This window comes from Paenibacillus sp. Y412MC10, assembly GCF_000024685.1.
GTDB classification, from domain to species: domain Bacteria; phylum Bacillota; class Bacilli; order Paenibacillales; family Paenibacillaceae; genus Paenibacillus_AQ; species Paenibacillus_AQ lautus_A.
On the sequence record NC_013406.1, the window covers coordinates 6,895,712 to 6,913,756 of the forward strand.

The following is an 18,045-nucleotide window of genomic DNA, read 5'->3' on the forward strand; positions in this document are numbered from 1 at the left end:
AAGCCGCTCTCCCCCCGCAGGAGTCACGATTTCATTACGCATAAGCACGGAGCCGGTCATCAATCAGTCCGAGCAGCCAATCTCTTTCCCCGGGAACATCCTCTCTCAGCCTGGCCGCCGCTACGGGCAGCATCCACCGGTCGATATCCTCCAGCTTCGCACGGGATAATCGGCAGTACTCGTTCAGGTATACTTTATTCCACAGCATGCGGGCCATCCGAAGCGGAAGCACCAGGATGCCCGGCTGATCGACCGGGTTAAACGGCGATTGGAACATGAGCGATGTCCTGGCGACGTCGCATAGCGGGTTACCCACATGGGCATTGTTCCAGTCGATCGCCCGGCATCCGTTCTCCGCGACGATCACATTGTCCGGGTGAAAGTCGCCATGGCAGATGGAATCGCCTTCCGGAAATGAATCCAGCACCTTGCATATGGCCTGCGCTTTTTCTTGCAGGATGCCGCTTGCATCAAGAATCGCGTGTTCCAGCTTTTCTTTTTGCGGCGGCAGCAGGCTGGTCGTGCAGCAGTGCGTCGCATGTTGGAGCTGCGCCATATCCCGGGCGCACTTCGTTAGCTGAAACGGTGCCGATTGAACCTGACGCAGCATCGAAGGGCCCGTAATCCGTTCATACACCAGCCCCGTACGTCCTTCAATATCCACCATGTCAAAGACGGAAGGGGCGGGAACCCCCGCTTCCGCAACGATGCGTCCCATCTCCGCCTCATACGTCACCCATTCCGGGCGATACCCTTCATAATACAGCTTTAGTGCCTGAGACTCTCCCCATTCATAGACCTCTGCACTCCTGCCTTTTCCAATCAGCGCACCCTTCTTCAAAAGCTCATCCTCCACATCTTTAATCAGCTGGATTTTGAATTCGAACGCATCATCATCCGCTGAATCCAGCCTGGCTTCTGAATCCGGCAGTTATGAAATGCCGATATCTTCCACTCTCCGTTCACTTTGACCAGCACGTTGGTATTAATGGAGAAGCGGCTGGTGGGCGGCTTCTTATGGAATCTCAGCTGCACCGCTCCCGTAGCCTGGGCTATCGCAAGCTCCGGGGTCAGGAAACGCAGCTGCGTCGGGGTTGGCCCCGCTACCAGTTTGGAGTCGCGGAGCACCCCGTCCCACAGCTTCTGATGAACCTCATCGATCTCTTGGCGGCCCTTCAAGTGCTGCCCGCTAAACGTCACGTAATCCGCATCAACCGTAAAGCATTCCGCATAAGCCCGGCCATTCCCTTCTCCCCACGCCTTGGACAGCGAATCGAATAACGTTTGGATCGCCTGGCGATCCTCGTGCGTTCCGTTCATCAACCTTATCTCCTTTCTTGCTCTGAAGCGGGATCACGAATCTTCTTTGAACACATTGTACGATAATCCGGCCGAAATGAATTCCCGCCCCGGGATGAAAACAGACTCGGTCTTGGGACCGAGTTGTTCCTTCAGTTCCGGCGAGTTGCGTTCTTTACGTAGGCAGGAGAGCGGGATATGATATCGTTATCCACGAGAGACCGAATCGTAAAGGAGGTAGCAAACGGTATGATGAAGATCAGCGTTTTTGCCAAGGTCAGCGGCATTTCCATCAAAGCATTGCGTTATTATGATGAGCTGGGCCTGTTAAGGCCGGCCCATGTTGATGAGCAAAGCGGATACCGTTACTATTCCGAGGAGCAGCTTCTGACCGTCAAGCGGATTGCCGCCTACAAGGAACAGGGGTTTACCTTGGAACAGCTCAAGGATTTTTTTGCAGAGGATATAGGAACCGATGCCGTAAAGAACAAACTTGCGGATAAAATGACGGAGCTTCGACATGCGATGCAGACCCTCCAGCTGCAGCTGGATGAGGTGAACAGCAGAATGTCGCGCTTGGAGCCATCGGAAGCCGGTGATCCGGCAGGCTTCATCCGTATCCGGGAAGTCCCATCCCAGCTCGCCGCATCGATTCGCGACCAAGTCCCCCGCAGCCAGCTATGTCTCTTGCTTGATGAGATTACGAAATATGCTTCCTCTTATGGAGAAGAGGAAGCTAGCCAGTTAACCATCCTTTGGCATGATCACGGCAGCGAGAATGCCGACATCGCCGACATCGAAGTCGCAATCCCCGTAACCAGGGACATACCTGTTAATGGCCGTGTTCGTGTGGACTACCTGCCGATGCTTCAATCCGCCGCATCTCTTGTACATCGTTGTGATCCGTACGGCTATAGCTGTCCCGTTGCAAGCGAGCTCAAAGCATGGATTTCGTCCCAAGGCCTCGTTCAATCGGATCGGGAGCCGATCCGCGAAATCTATCTCACCTCGGATAAAGATATCTATGGCAAGAAGCGCCCCGCGGAATTGCTTATCCCCTTACAAGGCAACGCGTTGTAACCCATCCATAGGCTGCCGGAGCAGGCTTCTGCCCAGCCTCCATCGCCTCCATCCGTACTTGTAGCAGCAGTAATCGCCATGTCTTTGTTGTTCATGAATAACTCTCGAAAAATTCTAAATCAACCTCTTGACTCTCCCCCTAACCGGAGAGTGTACAGTAGTTTTAAATCAAACAAGAGGAGTGGAGTTTCATGAAACGATTGGAAAACAAAGTTGCATTGGTTACAGGCGGAAGCCGAGGAATCGGTAAAGGAATCGCGCTTCGGTTGGCGGAAGAAGGGGCACTGGTCGTTGTTCATTACGGAAACCGCCGGGATGCTGCGGATGAGGTTGTGCAGACCATACAGGTTCAAGGCGGGCAAGCTATCGCCTTAGGTGCTGGGCTGGAATCGGTAGATGGAGCCAAGGGGCTTATTCATTCGCTGAAGAAGGAGCTGCTGCGTGTAACGCGGGACCAGCATTTTGATATTCTGGTGAATAACGCAGGCATCGGAACCTCAAAGACCTTTGAAGAGACGACCGAGGAGAGCTTCGACGAGCTGCTTGCCGTTAATGTAAAAGCACCGTTCTTCCTGGTCCAACAGGCTCTGCCGCTCCTGCGTGACGGCGGGCGTATCGTCAACATCTCCTCCGGTGTGACGCGTATCGCCTATCCGCATATTATGGCTTACAACATCACCAAGGGAGCCATCAATACGTTCACCTTGCACCTCGCCAAGCTGCTGGGTCCACGAGGGATCACGGTGAATGCGGTTCTTCCGGGCATCGTGGATACGGACGTGAATGCTGCATGGCTTCATACTCCGGAAGGGCAGCAGCATGCCGCAGAGATGTCCGCGCTTGGCCGAATCGGTCAGCCGTCGGATATTGCGGACGTCGTAGCGTTTCTGTCATCAATTGACGGGCGCTGGGTCACGGGACAGATGGTCGATGCAACCGGCGGCTCTCATCTGTAACTATGAAAAGAGCTATCCTTGCTTGGCATTAACGCCAGAAAGGATAGCTCTTTTGCTGTATTCTACTGTTAATCAGATTCGTCACTCTGCTCAATATCGCTCTTTCCTATGTCTTCGGTTAATCGGCTTCAGCTATCCGCACAACCGACTTCCGCTCCGGGTTCCAGCGCCATAACGGATCCTTCCCCCTTACCTGCAAGCCTCCTACCCATTTATCGATCGTTGCGGCGCAGGCATAGTCGGTCTTACCGGCCAGCACCTCATGCCCCAAACTCGTCACTTGCAGCACCCGCTCTTGAAAATGGGGTACAGCCAGTTTGAAGTCAGGAAACAGTGCTGTACCATCGATAACCAGCAAGGAATCCGGCCCCTCAATCATCTTCGCCAGGTAATACCAGAATTCCAGGTCTCCCATTCCGAGTGTATGAAGCCGGTCACCTACTGTGCGGAATAACTCATAAGGCGTATGAATTCCGCCCGCTACAGCTTCTAACGTCGTCTGCTCGATGATCCCGAGGCCATGGCTCACAGAGGGCAGCCGTGCCAGATGGGCCTCGAACGCATCCCTCGCAAAAGGCAGTGCCGAGGAATCCATTTCCAGCATACGCTGATGTTTCTCCGGCAGGTCCGAGGCATAGGCTTCCCACAACATGCTGCCCAGCATAAGCTCTTCGTCTCCAATCGCATGCCATGTGCCCGATAAAGTCTCGAGCTGCTCTGTGCTAAGCTGCCCCAGCCCGCGAAAAAGCTCGATGCCCGGGTATGCGCCAATGCACAGCAGACTCAGCCTCGTATTCCCCAGTGACTGTTCCTTAAACCAATGCAGCAAGTAGGCCAGCATGGTCTGGTCAAACAGGTCATGCTCAAACCAGAGCACAACTTCGTCATATTTCCGAAAATCCTGGAGCTTCCTCTCCTGCGACTCGCAGGTCCCGATATATTCCTTCTGTGGAATCCCCAGCGTTTGCTCCAAATACTGAGCTCTTGTTCTCCGATGATCCGGCTCGTCCATCTTCGTATAAACCGGACCAAACGAATAAAGCTCCCTCCACACCAGGATATCTCCTTGAATGTTCCCTTGCTTCAGCTTATCCCCTACCGAATCCCCGTTAACGATATGCAGCATGCGTTTTCCTCCCTCATACAGATCGGTGAACACCGATACAAAGTCGGCTACGTGCAGCGTGTTCTTCAGCTTCCGCCGGGCATCAAAAAGTCGCTTCTTCAAAGCCGGCAAAGAAATGTCCAAATATTGCGAGATCTCACGCAGGTTGTAGCCTTGAAAATAATAGAGCTGGACCGCAATCCTCATGCCCGATGGCAAGTCCGCGATCGTGGCATGCAGCTGACCGATCAGCTCTCTCTTTTCCACGACCGACTCCAAGCTTCGCTGATCTCCCATCGGCAATTCTATCTCATGCAGCGGAAACGTCTGCAATTGCTTGCGGCGCAAGTCTCTGTAACACTGCCGTTCCACGATCACTTTGAACCATCCGGGGAAACGCCGGGGATCCTGCAGCTTATGCAGATTCGCAAAGGCCTCCGTAAAGGCCTCCTGCACGGCGTCCTCCGCCAAATGGGAATCCTGCAGCTTATCGTAGGCCACGGCCAGCGCCATGCCGGTAAAATGCCGGACCAAGCTTTCCTGAGCTTCGGCACTGCCCCTCCGGGCTTCCTCAATCCACTGGATCACGCTCACTTCACCTCCCTCTCGGTGTCTCTATCCCTTAAGTGCCGATCTAAATGAAAAAAGTTACCTCTCTTCAGGAAATGATCGTCTGCACCGGATGGATGATATATCGAAAATTCTCCATAGCCTTCGCCGGGGCCTCCGAAACACGGTTCCAATGATGGTAGAAACTGAACGGAAATTTGAACAGATGGCCGAAGTCCCAATCGATGACAGCCCCGTCGATACCCGCCCAGTACTCCGGCTGGTGCGGCAGCCAAGCCGATCTTGGAGTCCCCACGAGTGGCAGCCGATCCACCGGAGACACGATTCGGATCGGCTCTGCAGGATCCAGCTGACTGCTGGCACGGAGCACCTTCACGATTTTGAGCAGACCCGGCAAGCCTCTGTGGAAATAATCATGATGGCCAAGATCGTACAAGATGTTTAAGGCATGCGAGTACGTCAGCATATGCCCCATCAAGTCATGATGGGCTTCTGCGCGGTAGATCACCGAATAAGAGGCCAGCTCGTTTAAAATTAAGGCCGACAGCTGATCGCCGTCCGTTATTTCTGATATCCCGTCAAGTTCATCCAGGGTCAACCGTTTGACCTCGGCAGCAGAATATCCGATCCAGGACCTTCCCGGAATCGTCTTCGTGAAAGAGGCTATTAATTCCGCGATATCGGCTGCTTCATGCCGTAGACCGCCTCCAAGCTCGTGGAGTGCAGCCAGGCTTATTGCGGCATAGATCACATTGTGCCCGACCCAGTGCAGCCCATCAATCGTATCGTCAAGGGCCGCAAGAATCCTTGATTCGGCACTTTTCACACTCAAGCTTTCCCCTGTCACCGTTCCCGACTGCAAATACTTGGCGATCATCCTTTGGTTCTCCGCCGTAACGGCCTCCTCGACCTTCCCGGGCAAATGGTTTGCCTTTACAAAAAAATAACCCGCGATCGCGGCCGCTCCGTAATGAGCCTGCCAAATATCCCCTGTTAGCATTCTGCACTGCGACAGTATGGATAATCCGTCCCCAAGAATCGCTCTGTCCTTATCGCTCATCCTGCCCCCCCGATCCCTCTTGACATTCACCTAACATCTGTGTGATGATACTCATCAAATCATCTTGTTCTCTATTCACATTCGAACAGAGCTGCACAGATGAATTTAAGAACAACATACCACACGGCTATGAGAAGAAATAGTAGCTTATCTCTTGAGGTCCAAGCGAACCGGCGATTGGTGCGAGGCCCGGTACTCCGGAATAAGTGAATGGATCTTCTCGCTTCAACCCGAACCTCCGATCTCTGCCGGAGCAGTAGGCCTTGACGGCTCTCCACCGTTACTTTGGGAGATATGGCAGGGAAAATGGTGCGTTTCCCCATTTCCGCGTCATGCTAAAGAGCGACCGTACAGTCGAATTTGGGTGGTACCGCGAAAGTTACACTTCGTCCCATACAGGGATGAGGTGTTTTTGTGTTGTTCGCAAACAAATTAGGAGGTGGTTATTATGCAACGATTATTGTCAGGCATCAAGCCGAGCGGAGATTTGAATATTGGCGGATATGGAGGTGCCCTCCGTCAATATGTGAAGCTGCAGCATGAGTATGAGTCCTATTTCTTCGTGCCGGATCTGCATGCGATCACGGTCTATCAGGATCCCATGGAGCTGCACCAGCGCACGCGCGACATTGCCGCGCTGTACATTGCGTCGGGCATTGACCCCGATAAAGCGACGATCTTTCTGCAATCGCAGGTCCCCGCGCATGTAGAGCTCGGGTGGTTGCTGGAGACGCAGGCGCATTTTGGTGAATTAAAACGCATGACCCAATTCAAGGAGAAATCGGACGGAAAGGATACCGTAAGCTCCGCGTTGTTTACGTATCCGGTCCTGATGGCTGCCGATGTGCTGCTCTACCAGGCAACGCACGTGCCTGTCGGCGACGACCAGAAGCAGCATCTGGAACTGACCCGCGATGTGGCCGAGCGCTTCAACAACCGGTATGGCCGCACGTTTGCGGTGCCTGAGCCGATCATTCAGGATATTGGCTCCCGCGTCATGGGGCTTGACGATCCGTCCAAGAAGATGAGCAAAAGCAACCCGAATAAGAACAGCTGCGTCCACATGATGGATACGCCGGAGGATATCCGCAAGAAGTTCTCCAGGGCCGTTACCGACTCCGATGGCCAGGTCCGGCACGACTGGGAGCAGAAGCCGGCGGTCAGCAATCTGATTGAAATATATTCCGTATTCTCCGAGGAAGCCATCTCCGTCATCGAGAAACGGTATGAAGGCCAAGGATACGGTACGTTCAAGAAGGAATTAGCCGAAGTGGTCATCGAGAAACTTCAACCGATCCAGGAGAGGTTCCATGAAATCGTGAATTCCTCCGAGCTTGATCGCATTTTGATGGACGGAGCGCAGCGGGCTTCCGAAACCGCAGTCCCGACACTCCTTGCCGCCAAGAAAGCGATGGGATTGGTCACGTTCTGAAAGAACCGAGAGGGCGTCCCCTTAATTACTGATCCTTATCGGGAATCAGAACAAGGGACGCCCTGCTTATTTTTGTCGGCTGGCCTTTTTATGTTGTACATAAGCGTCTACACCGCTTTAGTCTGTCCTGCCTCACTATAACCCATGGTTCTTCTGATTCCCGACTTGTTTATTGAGATGCCTGCCATGTCGCTGTCGCCCCTTGACATCATCTCCCTATCTTAACCGTAATTGGAACGCTCGGTATCGACCACCAGGTCATATGAGGCCGATGATATCCGTGTAATACTTCAAGAACACATTGTGGATGAGCACTCCCCCGACTGACAGGATCGGACCAGGAAGAGCCAGACGCCATTTCTCCCCTAGAGTCAGTCCGGTAGCAGTGAAGCGAAAGGCTTGCCGCAAGGCACTTCGCGCTTTACCTAACATTTACCATCCCCCGATCGTTCAACGTTTCAACCAGATCCTGTATCTTGAACTCATTGTAAACCATGGAGTAACTCCAGATGAAATAGCTTTGTTCATTTTTTCCAATAGATTTTTCGCCGGAAGAACGGGTTTTAGACTAATGAAAAAAAAGGAGCCTTGCTGTTCAAGCAAGCCCCTGATCGCTTATAGCCGGCCATCCTATGTGCAGTACAAGGAGACCCTGCCATTAAATTTAAATATAGCTCTGCGTATCTCTATTTCTTGCGAACTTGTAGGTTGCAATCAGCGATAAGGCCAAGGCAAAAGCCAGCAGAATCGCCACGTTCAGAATCACGTCGGTCAGGCCGCTTCCCTGCTGAAGCTTGCCGAACGTATCGAGCAGCCAATACTGCGGCAGGAAATCGGCGATTCGCTGAATCGCTTCGGGCATCACGGAGAGCGGGAATACACACCCCGCCAGCAGCGATGTCGGCATGATCACCATCGTCTGGATTCCGTTAGCCATCATGGTGCTGTCCGAGAACGCGACAATGACCTGCGATAAACTAACCGCGACCAGAGCGAACAGCGACAGAATCAGAAACATCTGCCATAATGGAATGCCTGGCTCGATATGAAAGAACCGGGTCATGACGAACAAGGTGGCCGCAATCTGGATCATCATCAGAATGATGTTCACGATGGCATTCGAGAAGACGTAACTGCGGGCCGTAATAGGCGACGATAAGAGTCTATAGTACGTACGGTTCTCGCGATCCCGGATCGTCAATGCCGATAGATTCACGGCGGAGAATAGCATGAACACAACCAAGTAACCAATCGTCCGGTTGGTCATATCATGATTGGCCGATTGATCCGCAACCATAGTCGTGGACAATTGAAACGTAGAACTGCGGTAACCGCTGTATAATTCGTTAAACGCGGCGGCGTCGCCACCCGCTATAACCCCCATGGATGAAATATTCTGGACGTACGCGTTCAGATACGATTTGACATACCCCGTAACCTGAGCGCCCTTAATCGACTCGATCCGGACCGGCTCGGGTGTCCCCTGAATTACGCCTTTCGCAAACCCTTCGGGGAAGATCAGCACCGCATCCAGCTCACCCGACACAACCAAGTCATCCGCTTCCGATTCCCTAATGACCGATGCCTCGGTATGCTCCAATTGAGCAACAAAATCGATCGTATCTTGCGTGACCTTCTGTTCAATATCGTGATTCACGATGCCAAGGGTAACGGAGGTATCGCCGGAGCCCTTGTAGATTAAGGTGGATAGCAGAATGCCGACAATGGGAAGCGCAATAACGAGCAGCAGATTTTTATAATCCTTCAACGAGGTCAATATCGTTTTTCGAATGAGCCAGAGCATATCCTTCGACATTACAGCCCCTCCCTTCTTCGCATCGAAATCATGGCTACCGCCAGCAGCAGGATGGAAAAACCGATATTCAGCATCATCGCCTGCATGGCTGCCGACCCACTGCCTGAATAAATGAGCTGCAGCAGAGCTTCATTGGACCAATGCAAGGGAGAATACGTTGCGGCCTCCCTCATGAATCCCGTTGTGCTTGCAACCGGCGTATATCCTCCGCCAAAGAACGCAGCCAGTTGAATAATGACCATGATGACAGCTCCGGCTGCATTGCCCTTCAGCACGTAACTGATACCGAGCCCAAGGCTGAGCGCAAACAGGATCTCGGTGAACAACACCAGGAATACCATGACGGGGTTCTCCCCCCAGTAGGCATTGAACATATATTTGCTGATCAGCACGACGATGATGACAAATACGGCATTGATTGCGAGCGTGCCCGTTATTTTTCCGGCAAAAATCTCGGCTTTCGTCACCGGTGAAGCCAATAGGCGCTGTGCGGTGTTTCGCTTTCGCTCACTATCGATGAGTCCGCCTGCCGTCAAGGCGCTGTACAGGATGATCATCGTGGTGACCGCAATCGAAAAATAATCAAGCGAACCCGGCTGCCTCGCTCCCTGAATGGAAGATTCCAGCACATAGCTCCCTCCATCATCAACAATCGGCTTGCTCTGATATTCCGGATCGATCTTCGCGGCTTCGGCTGACAGCCGGTACCGGTCGGTAAATGCGGACAGCATCCCCTGCACAATCCCGTTCTCCATACTGCTGCGGCTGTTCCCCTCATATCGGATGCCTTGGCCGTCTATTTCCACGTAACCGGTGTACCGGTTGTTTCTCACTTCCCGCCCTCCGTCCATGCCTTCCTCGATCTGCTCAAAGGCCATGCCCGATGAGCGCTCCGCCTCCTGCATGAATGCCTGCCATTGCTCCGTAAGCGCGGGTTCTGCTCCATTGTTATGGTATAGCACCCGAATGTCTCCAATCGTGGTACTGCCGTTAAAAGCATTCGAAAGCGCCGTCCCTAGGATCAGAATGAGCAGCACCGGGGTTGCCAGCATAAATACCAGCATCCGCGGCTCCCGGACGATCTTCATCTCCTTCAGCGCGATTCTCAGCACATTCATGTACTTCCACCTCCCTCTTCCTAAATCAGCTAATCCCGAAGGCTCCGGCCGGTCAGCGTCAGGAACACCGTTTCCAAATTCGGCTCGGACGCTTGAACGGAACGAATTTCAATGCCTTGCGCCATGAATTGCTGAATGATTTTATTCAGGTTATTGACCCCTGCGTCGGAGCTGATGTGCACGATATTCTCCTTCACTTCAACCGATTTGACGCCCGCGATCTCCTTCAACTTGTTCGCTTCAAGATGGGCGGCCGTTTGCACTTCGATCCCGATATCCTTCTGGTCCGTAATAATGGCCTTCAGCTGTGCCTGCGTGCCCTCCGCTATGACCTTGCCGTGGTCGATAATGGCAATCCGGGTGCAGAGCTCCTCCACTTCCTCCATATAATGGCTCGTGTACAGGATCGTGCTGCCCATCTCGTTCAGCTTCCTAACCGAGTTTAGGATATAGTTCCTCGATTGGGGATCGATGCCGACGGTCGGCTCATCCATGATGATCAGCTTCGGTCTGTGGGCAATCGCGCAAGCGATATTCAATCGTCTCTTCATGCCGCCGGAGAAGCTTTTCGGGTACATCTTATGTTTGTCGCTAAGTCCGACGAAGGTAAGCGCCTCTTCAGTCCTGCTCCTAAGCTCCGATCCTCTCAGTCCATACAATCCGGCAAAAAAATGAACATTCTCATAGGCGGTCAGATCCTCATAAATCGCAACCTCCTGCGGAACCATGCCGATCTGCTGCTTCGCGAACTTTCGATGCTTCGTCAGATTCTTGCCCAGGACATGAACCTCTCCCTTGGTCATGGGCATGAGCGATGATATGATATTGATGGTTGTGCTCTTGCCTGCTCCGTTCGCGCCCAGGAAGCCGAAAATCTCGCCTTCCCGTATGTTCAACGACAGCTGGTCTACCGCTATGAAATCCCCAAACTTCTTCGTGAGCCCTTTGATCTCCAGCACGTTCATACGTTTTTCGCCTCCATATTCCATCCACGCATCAACCGGTGGACTTGATCTGCATTTATCGTACGAAAAAAGGATGCCCTTGCGATAGTGCACAAGTTCATCCTTACCCATGAGAATATTCATGTTGTTGACGATCCAAATCTTCACCCTTGTGGGGAATGTCTTGTTTGACCCGGTATCCCTAACCCGCCAAATGCGCTTACCAGCTTTAGCTATAAGGAATTAAAGTGGTCACCGAGAAGCCGCTGGAGCCATCCACGATCACGGTTCCATTCACGACCGCGGCGCGTTCCTCCATGCCTATAATCCCAAGGCCCTTGATTACCTTCTGCATGCCCTTGCCGTTGTCGCTGACTTTGGCCTTGATCATGGTGCCCAGAACTTCGATATGTAACGAGACTGCCGTTGCATTCGCATACTTCATCGTATTGGTTAACGCTTCCTGGGTATTATCCTGAATGATTTTCCACTGAAGCGGCGTAATCACATCCATATTGCCCTCATGCGTTAGTACGGTCTTGATCGAGTGCTGGGCGGAGAACTCCTCCAGAAACAAACGCATTCGGTTGATGCCGAGCTGCTCCGTCGGAGGCTTTACGTTCTTTAGAACCAGCCTGATGCTCTCAATGCCTTCTTTGGAGATGGATATGGCATTTTGCAGCAGCTCGGCGGATTTGTCCGGATTCGATGTCATCAAGCGCTTGGCCGCTTCCATCTGAATCAACGCTCCCGTCATGGAATGCCCGATCTTGTCATGAATTTCCTGGGACAGCCGATTTCGCTCTTCCAGCTTGAACATATATTCAAACTGCCGGATGTACTCATTATTTTCGCTCAGTCGCTGGGTCAACCGATCGAGTTCGCGATGCATCTGCTCGTTCTGCTCCTGGTAGGATGCGGCTCGGTTAACAAAGGTTCTGAGCATCGTAAGATAAATATAGGATAGAACGGATGTAGAAACATAGGTCATAACAAACCCCTGAGGCACGATAAGCGCTGGAACCAGCAGAGGGATCAGGATCATCCAGCTCCTGCGAACGTAAAGCGACAACAGCTCGTACAGATTCACGGGAAGCAGTATGAGGAGCAGCGGATGGATGTAGAACGAGGAAGCCGCGACAACAAGAACCGCAAGCAGCATGAGGTACGGCTGTATGCTTCGGCTCTTGAAAATATAGACGGATACATTCACGGACAGGTAGAGAAGAATGACAAGTATATACCATGGCGTTATCGCAAGATCAGAGGCATAGGACTGGCTGATCACATACAGGAACAGCATGCTTTTGAACCCGATGACCCACAGTTCGGCATAGTTTCGGCGTTCGCTCACTTATTCACTTCTCCCGTCAGATAAAAAATCGCAATCTGGGTTCGATGCTCCAGACCTGTCTTGCTGAGAACCGAAGTGATGTGATTGGCAATCGTGCCTTCGGAAATAAACAGCTTCTTCGAGATTTCCTTGTTGGCCAGCCCTTTGGCGATGAGCGCCATAATATCCAGTTCCCTTTCGGTGAATAAGCTTCGGTCGAACTTGTCTGCCTTGTCTGTCTTATCAGGATTTCCGGGAGACAGCCCGGATTTGATTTTATCCAGTACGACGTCCTGCAGCACATGATGGCCGTGGTATACGGTTTTGATCGCATCGCGAATCCGTTCCGGGTCGTTATTCTTTAGCAGATAACCCTTGGCGCCATTCAGGATCGCATCGGTAATGTATTCATCGTCGTCAAACGTCGTTAAGATCAGCGTCTTGGTCTTGGTACGCTCCGTGAGCTGTTTCGTGGCCTCAACGCCATTCAGGTTCGGCATCCGGACATCCATCAGCGCCACATCCACTTCATGCGCTTCGCAATAGGCGACCGCTTCTTGTCCGTCTTCAACGGTTGCCACCACGTCGAACTCATCAAACGTCGCCAGAATGATCTTCATGCCTTCCCTGATAAATGAGTTATCGTCCGCAATGATCACTTTAATCTTCAATTTACGCTCACGCTCCCTTATTCAGGATTATACAGGCTGCCATCCTGAAGAACGATAGTATTTTATTTACTTGAATAAAGGGAGAAACGTCCTGATGCTGCGACTTTGGCCATGATCCCTTCCACATGAACCGGTCGGCTTGAGCAAACTATAAAAAGCAGTGCAGGGATAAACCCCGCACTGCTTAGGCGCCAACCTATTCTATTAAGAAGCGGCCATCGATTTTCTTGGGTCTGAACGACTCCCTTTCTTGAATGTCGAGGCCAGCAGCAGAACAAGAAAACCTCCGGCTATGAACCACATTACCGCAGAATGCGAAGAAGATGGCGCGTACCCGTCAAAATACATCACATCCCGGAGAGCGGAAGCGGCAAAACGCAGCGGCGTCCAGGAGTACAGCCAATCCTGCGTCGCCTGCGGCAGAAACTCCGGCGCCATATTGAGAAGCGGCATCGAGAAGAACATCAGGAGCACCAAGATGCCCATGGCCGGTAGCCCGATCCAGTTCAACAAGGTCGACTGAAGAAGGAAAAATGCCGACCCGGCCAGCCACAGCATCAGCCATACGCTGCCTCCGTTCGCAAGCTCCATGCCATACCAGGAGGAAGCCATCCATACCAGAAAACCGGAGACCAGACCCGCCAGCAGCAAACCGGCAGCGCCTTGCAGCACAATCGCGATTCCCCTGCTGCTGCCGTCATTCACTGCTTTCTGCAGCGCCTGGAACAGGAACACGCTAAGGATCAGGCAGCCGATCCATAGAATCTGTATCAGCATTCCCGGCGCATTGCCGCTTGCGTGGTTCGCACCTACAGGATGAACGACTTCCTCATGAACCTCGAACGGGATGAGCAGAGCCTGCGCGGTTGTGACCGGCAGCATATCCGTCTGCGAGCCGATCATGGTCAACGCCTGCTTGGAGAGCTCCGCTCCCGCCATTTTCATCGCTTGCCCCAGCATCTGTCTCACCGCAGTGGATGCCTGCGTGCTCATCCCCTCATTCGCCAGCACCTGCACCACAGCGGGCTTCGGAGCAGGCGACTGCAGCGACAAGATGCCGGCGCTTAAGTCCTCAGGCAGCACAAGGGCACCGTAATACTTCTGGCTGTCGAGTCCTTCCCGCGCTTCCGCTTCCGAATTCACGATCTCCCAATGAATGGGCAGCTGCGAGTTTGCCTGCAGCATTCCTTTCATCATGTCACCGACAGCGAGGGTTTCGCCGCTTGGTAACTCAACCGGCTGATCCAAGGCAACAAGCGCAACGGGAAGCGACTTCGGCTTCGCTCCCGCGATCGACCCCATCATGGCTACGCCGAAGATGGCCAGCACCAGAAGGACAACCAATGCGCCGATCCACAGCATTTTTTGTCTTAAGAACCCCATATCCACCACTCCTCGTTAATGAACAGACTGTTGATTAATGATCACAGCGTTAATTATAATGAAGGGAGTGATTTGTTCAATCATCAGCTTTCAGCGGAGTGTTCATTACTCATCAGTGTACGAGCCTTCTGTTGATTAAGTCTTCACATTCGTACTGGGGGGAATTCCTTGACAAAAAAGACGGATCGCCGGCAAATCCGGACCAACCAGCTGTTGCGGCAAACCCTGTTTGAACTTATGGAGGAGAAACGGATAGATGCCATTACCGTGACCGATATCGCCAATCGCGCCAATATCAACCGTGGTACCTTCTACCTGCATTATCGGGATGTGCCGGATATGCTGGATAAGATCAAAGAAGAGGTGCTTCAAAAGATTGAGAACATCGTGGTTCATATCGATCCCAGGGATTCCAGGGACTATGCGGAAAAGGGAGAGCCTTATCCGGCGTCAGAACAAATATTCGAGGAGCTCGTCCGGCACGCCGACTTCTTCAAGGCTATTGTCGGCCCGAATGGGGACATTTCCTTCGTTCGGCAATTCAGGGAGTTCATGAAGGAGCATATGTTTGCCAAGCATGCGTTCAGAATGCCCACAGGCGGGAATCAGATCATTCCGAGCGATTACCTGATCGCTTATATGATCTCCGCCAATATCGGCTTGGTCATACACTGGATCGAGTCCGGGATGAACAAGTCCGCAAGAGAGATGGGCATCATGATGACGCAGCTGATCAATTACGGCCCGTTGATAACTTCAGGGATTATCCAAAAACAATAAGGGCACGCAAAAAAAGAGAAGCGGAGGTTTCCTCGCTTCTCTTCTATCGTTACATGCATGTACACGCATGCCCTGTTCTAATTGATTAATTGCTTCACTAATTCGCGATTGCGCTCCTTGAATACCTCGTTATGCGAAGAGACCATCGCGTACTTCCTGGCATCCGGCTCAATGAACTGCTTCGCGCTGTTCACCGCGTTCGCGGCATCCTGGAAGGCGCCTGCAATCAGGTGCAGCTTCCCGTCAAAATGCAGGATGTCGCCGGCAGCGTACAGTCCCGGTATGGAAGAATTACAGCTTGCGTTGCCCGCGATATAGTAGTCATCCACCCGGTGAATATCAAGGTTGCTGTTCTCCAGCAGCGACATATCCCGTTCATAGCCATGGTTAATGATGACCTCGTCTACCGCTAAATAGGAAACTTCCCCTGTGGCATTATTGGTCAATTCTACCCGCTCAATCACCTCATGATTATCCGAAGCAATGAGCTTCGTGATCGATGTATTAAGATAGCAGGTCGCCTTACTGTTCATCAGCTGCTCGACCTGGGCTTCATGGCCTGACAATTCGTCCTTGCGATAGGCCAGGTAGACCTTCTTCGCCACAGGCTCCAGCTCGTTCGCCCAATCTACGGCTGAATTCCCTCCGCCGGACACAATGACGGTTTTGCCCTTGAAATGCTGCAGGGATTTCACGGTGTAGTTCAGGTTCGACACTTCGAACCGCTCGGCTCCTTCAATCTCCAGCTTCTGCGGATTCAAGATGCCTCCGCCGACCGCCACGATGACCGTTTTGGACAAATGCACGCCGGAATTCGCGGTATGTAATTCGAACAGTCCTTCCTCATTGCAGGCGATCGATTCAACCTTCTCGTTTAACAGCACTTCGGGATTGAACGTCAGGCCTTGCTGAACCATTTGCTCGATCAGCTTCGCGCCCGGAATCGGCGTCAATCCGCCGACGTCCCATATCATTTTCTCCGGATACACGTGAACCTTTCCGCCAAGCATGGGCTGATATTCTATTATCTTGGTTTTCATGCCACGCAGTCCACTATAAAAAGCGGAATACAATCCCGCTGGTCCTCCGCCAATAACCGTTACATCAAATATCTCATTCCCACTCATGCGTTTCACTCCCGGTCTATAAATTAAAAGGCTGTTTGTGATCACCTTGTAACGTAAATGATTATCATTATCAATTAGTATACGTTGCCTTTGCCCTTTTTACAATCAAACATTTAGAAAAAATTCATTTTGTCACAATTTCGCCTAGATGTAGGCCTGTAATATTCCACTGAACTATATATGGGTATTTTTCGGCTGAAACATGAATATTATTTAAAATTTCCATTAAGATATTTATTGACAACGGTGCGGCCTCACATTATATTTATGGATGAAATTGAGAATCATTATCGTTTGATAGCTAACTACTCTGGAGGTGAAATGATGATTCGCCTAAGTACAGATCGAATAAGCGTCGGTTATGGCGAGAATCTGATATTGAATCGTCTTAACGTAGATATTCCCGATAAAAGAATCACGACCATCATTGGGCCTAATGGCTGCGGCAAATCCACTCTTTTGAAGGCTGTTACCCGCATCATTCCTTATCAATCCGGTGCAGCCATTCTGGACGGGGAAGAAATCGCCAAGATGAACACCAAGCTGCTGGCGAAGAAGCTGGCCATTCTGCCCCAGACTCCGGAAGGTCCGGGCGGATTAACGGTGGGCGAACTCGTATCCTACGGGCGCTATCCCCATCAGCGCGGTTTTGGCCGCTTGACCAAGCAGGATATGGACGTCATCGACTGGGCACTCGAGGTTACCGGCACCCAGGATTATAAATACCGTTCGGTGGATGCCCTGTCCGGCGGACAGCGCCAGCGGGTATGGATTGCGATGGCACTCGCGCAGGAGACCGAAATGATCTTCCTCGACGAGCCGACCACGTATCTGGATATGGCGCATCAGCTGGAGATTCTGGAACTGCTCGAGAGGCTCAATATCGAACAAGAGCGGACCATCGTCATGGTTCTGCACGATTTGAACCAGGCTGCCCGATTCGCGGATTACATTATCGCAATGAAGGATGGAGATATCATTCAGGCCGGCGATCCGGAAGCCGTCATTTCGCACGAAGTATTAAAGAAAGTATTCCATATCGACGCAGAGATCGGCCGCGATCCGCGCACGGCGAAGCCGATCTGCATCACTTATAATCTATTAAAAGGGGAAAAAGAGGACATACTCAAAACGGCGGAGCATAACGACAACTACGACGAAGCTGCTCATCCCGTTTATCGTACTGCTGTTCATTCCTAGCGCTTGCGGCAATCCCAGAACCATTACATATGAGTCCGAGAACGGTCCCGCTTGAGGTGCCCGCCAATTCGCCGCGCGTGAGATTGTGTTATCCTCCAACGCGGGCGATCTGCTTGCACTCGGGTCAACATGGATTTACGGATACTTTATGCCGAACTTCCAAAGCTCTCA

General features: G+C 52.1%; 17 protein-coding genes and 1 other annotated feature. Of the genes, 5 read left to right on the forward strand and 12 right to left on the reverse strand.

The window, feature by feature from the left end:
• Window positions 1-34: 34 nt before the first annotated feature.
• Window positions 35-841 carry a phosphotransferase family protein gene (locus GYMC10_RS30495; protein ID WP_015737951.1) on the reverse strand — a complete coding sequence of 269 codons (807 nt, stop codon included), beginning with the start codon at window positions 839-841 and terminating at the stop codon, window positions 35-37.
• Between the two features lie 23 nt (window positions 842-864).
• Window positions 865-1,320, reverse strand: coding sequence for an SgcJ/EcaC family oxidoreductase (locus GYMC10_RS30500; RefSeq protein WP_015737952.1), 456 nt, complete (start codon window positions 1,318-1,320; stop codon window positions 865-867).
• Window positions 1,321-1,548: 228 nt separating this feature from the next.
• Between GYMC10_RS30500 and GYMC10_RS30505 the strand changes: the two genes are divergently transcribed.
• Window positions 1,549-2,379 carry a MerR family transcriptional regulator gene (locus GYMC10_RS30505; protein ID WP_251501016.1) on the forward strand — a complete coding sequence of 277 codons (831 nt, stop codon included), beginning with the start codon at window positions 1,549-1,551 and terminating at the stop codon, window positions 2,377-2,379.
• A gap of 191 nt (window positions 2,380-2,570) precedes the next feature.
• Entirely contained in the window at window positions 2,571-3,335 is a 765-nt protein-coding gene (locus GYMC10_RS30510) for an SDR family oxidoreductase (protein ID WP_015737954.1), read from the forward strand.
• A gap of 118 nt (window positions 3,336-3,453) precedes the next feature.
• Here GYMC10_RS30510 and GYMC10_RS30515 read toward each other — a convergent pair whose 3' ends face one another.
• Window positions 3,454-5,034, reverse strand: coding sequence for a sigma-70 family RNA polymerase sigma factor (locus GYMC10_RS30515; protein WP_083775426.1), 1,581 nt, complete (start codon window positions 5,032-5,034; stop codon window positions 3,454-3,456).
• 64 nt (window positions 5,035-5,098) lie between these two features.
• Window positions 5,099-6,070 (reverse strand): hypothetical protein, encoded by a 972-nt coding sequence (locus tag GYMC10_RS30520; RefSeq protein WP_015737956.1) that lies wholly within the window; start codon window positions 6,068-6,070, stop codon window positions 5,099-5,101.
• Window positions 6,071-6,190: 120 nt separating this feature from the next.
• Window positions 6,191-6,467, forward strand: a binding site (T-box leader).
• Window positions 6,468-6,518: 51 nt separating this feature from the next.
• Here GYMC10_RS30520 and trpS point away from each other — a divergent pair.
• The gene (gene trpS / locus GYMC10_RS30525) at window positions 6,519-7,502 is read left to right on the forward strand and encodes a tryptophan--tRNA ligase (RefSeq protein WP_015737957.1); all 984 of its coding nucleotides are present in this window, start codon (window positions 6,519-6,521) and stop codon (window positions 7,500-7,502) included.
• Between the two features lie 258 nt (window positions 7,503-7,760).
• Here trpS and GYMC10_RS32700 read toward each other — a convergent pair whose 3' ends face one another.
• From GYMC10_RS32700 to GYMC10_RS30555, 7 genes are all read right to left on the reverse strand, one after another.
• Complete coding sequence (locus tag GYMC10_RS32700; protein WP_015737958.1) at window positions 7,761-7,934, reverse strand: hypothetical protein; 174 nt, start codon at window positions 7,932-7,934, stop codon at window positions 7,761-7,763.
• A 232-nt stretch (window positions 7,935-8,166) separates the two neighbouring features.
• A complete protein-coding gene (locus GYMC10_RS30530) occupies window positions 8,167-9,318 on the reverse strand; it encodes an ABC transporter permease (RefSeq protein WP_015737959.1) in 1,152 nt (383 codons plus the stop codon).
• Entirely contained in the window at window positions 9,318-10,436 is a 1,119-nt protein-coding gene (locus tag GYMC10_RS30535; protein ID WP_015737960.1) for an ABC transporter permease, read from the reverse strand. The genes GYMC10_RS30530 and GYMC10_RS30535 overlap by 1 nt, the downstream gene beginning before the upstream one ends.
• Before the next feature lie 29 nt (window positions 10,437-10,465).
• Window positions 10,466-11,401: an ATP-binding cassette domain-containing protein gene (locus GYMC10_RS30540; RefSeq protein ID WP_015737961.1), complete on the reverse strand. Its 936-nt coding sequence runs from the start codon at window positions 11,399-11,401 to the stop codon at window positions 10,466-10,468.
• 208 nt (window positions 11,402-11,609) lie between these two features.
• Window positions 11,610-12,683 (reverse strand): sensor histidine kinase, encoded by a 1,074-nt coding sequence (locus tag GYMC10_RS30545; RefSeq protein WP_049788838.1) that lies wholly within the window; start codon window positions 12,681-12,683, stop codon window positions 11,610-11,612.
• A 47-nt stretch (window positions 12,684-12,730) separates the two neighbouring features.
• Window positions 12,731-13,384, reverse strand: a complete 654-nt coding sequence (locus GYMC10_RS30550; protein WP_015737963.1) for a response regulator — start codon at window positions 13,382-13,384, stop codon at window positions 12,731-12,733.
• Between the two features lie 204 nt (window positions 13,385-13,588).
• On the reverse strand, window positions 13,589-14,767 hold the full coding sequence (locus GYMC10_RS30555) for a YhgE/Pip domain-containing protein (protein ID WP_015737964.1): 1,179 nt from the start codon (window positions 14,765-14,767) through the stop codon (window positions 13,589-13,591).
• 168 nt (window positions 14,768-14,935) lie between these two features.
• Here GYMC10_RS30555 and GYMC10_RS30560 point away from each other — a divergent pair, with 168 nt between their 5' ends.
• Entirely contained in the window at window positions 14,936-15,547 is a 612-nt protein-coding gene (locus GYMC10_RS30560) for a TetR/AcrR family transcriptional regulator (RefSeq protein WP_015737965.1), read from the forward strand.
• Between the two features lie 77 nt (window positions 15,548-15,624).
• Here GYMC10_RS30560 and GYMC10_RS30565 read toward each other — a convergent pair whose 3' ends face one another.
• Window positions 15,625-16,674, reverse strand: coding sequence for an NAD(P)/FAD-dependent oxidoreductase (locus GYMC10_RS30565; protein ID WP_015737966.1), 1,050 nt, complete (start codon window positions 16,672-16,674; stop codon window positions 15,625-15,627).
• A 324-nt stretch (window positions 16,675-16,998) separates the two neighbouring features.
• On the opposite strand from GYMC10_RS30565, the gene GYMC10_RS30570 reads away from it, so the two are divergent.
• Complete coding sequence (locus GYMC10_RS30570; protein ID WP_015737967.1) at window positions 16,999-17,874, forward strand: ABC transporter ATP-binding protein; 876 nt, start codon at window positions 16,999-17,001, stop codon at window positions 17,872-17,874.
• Window positions 17,875-18,045 lie beyond the last annotated feature (171 nt).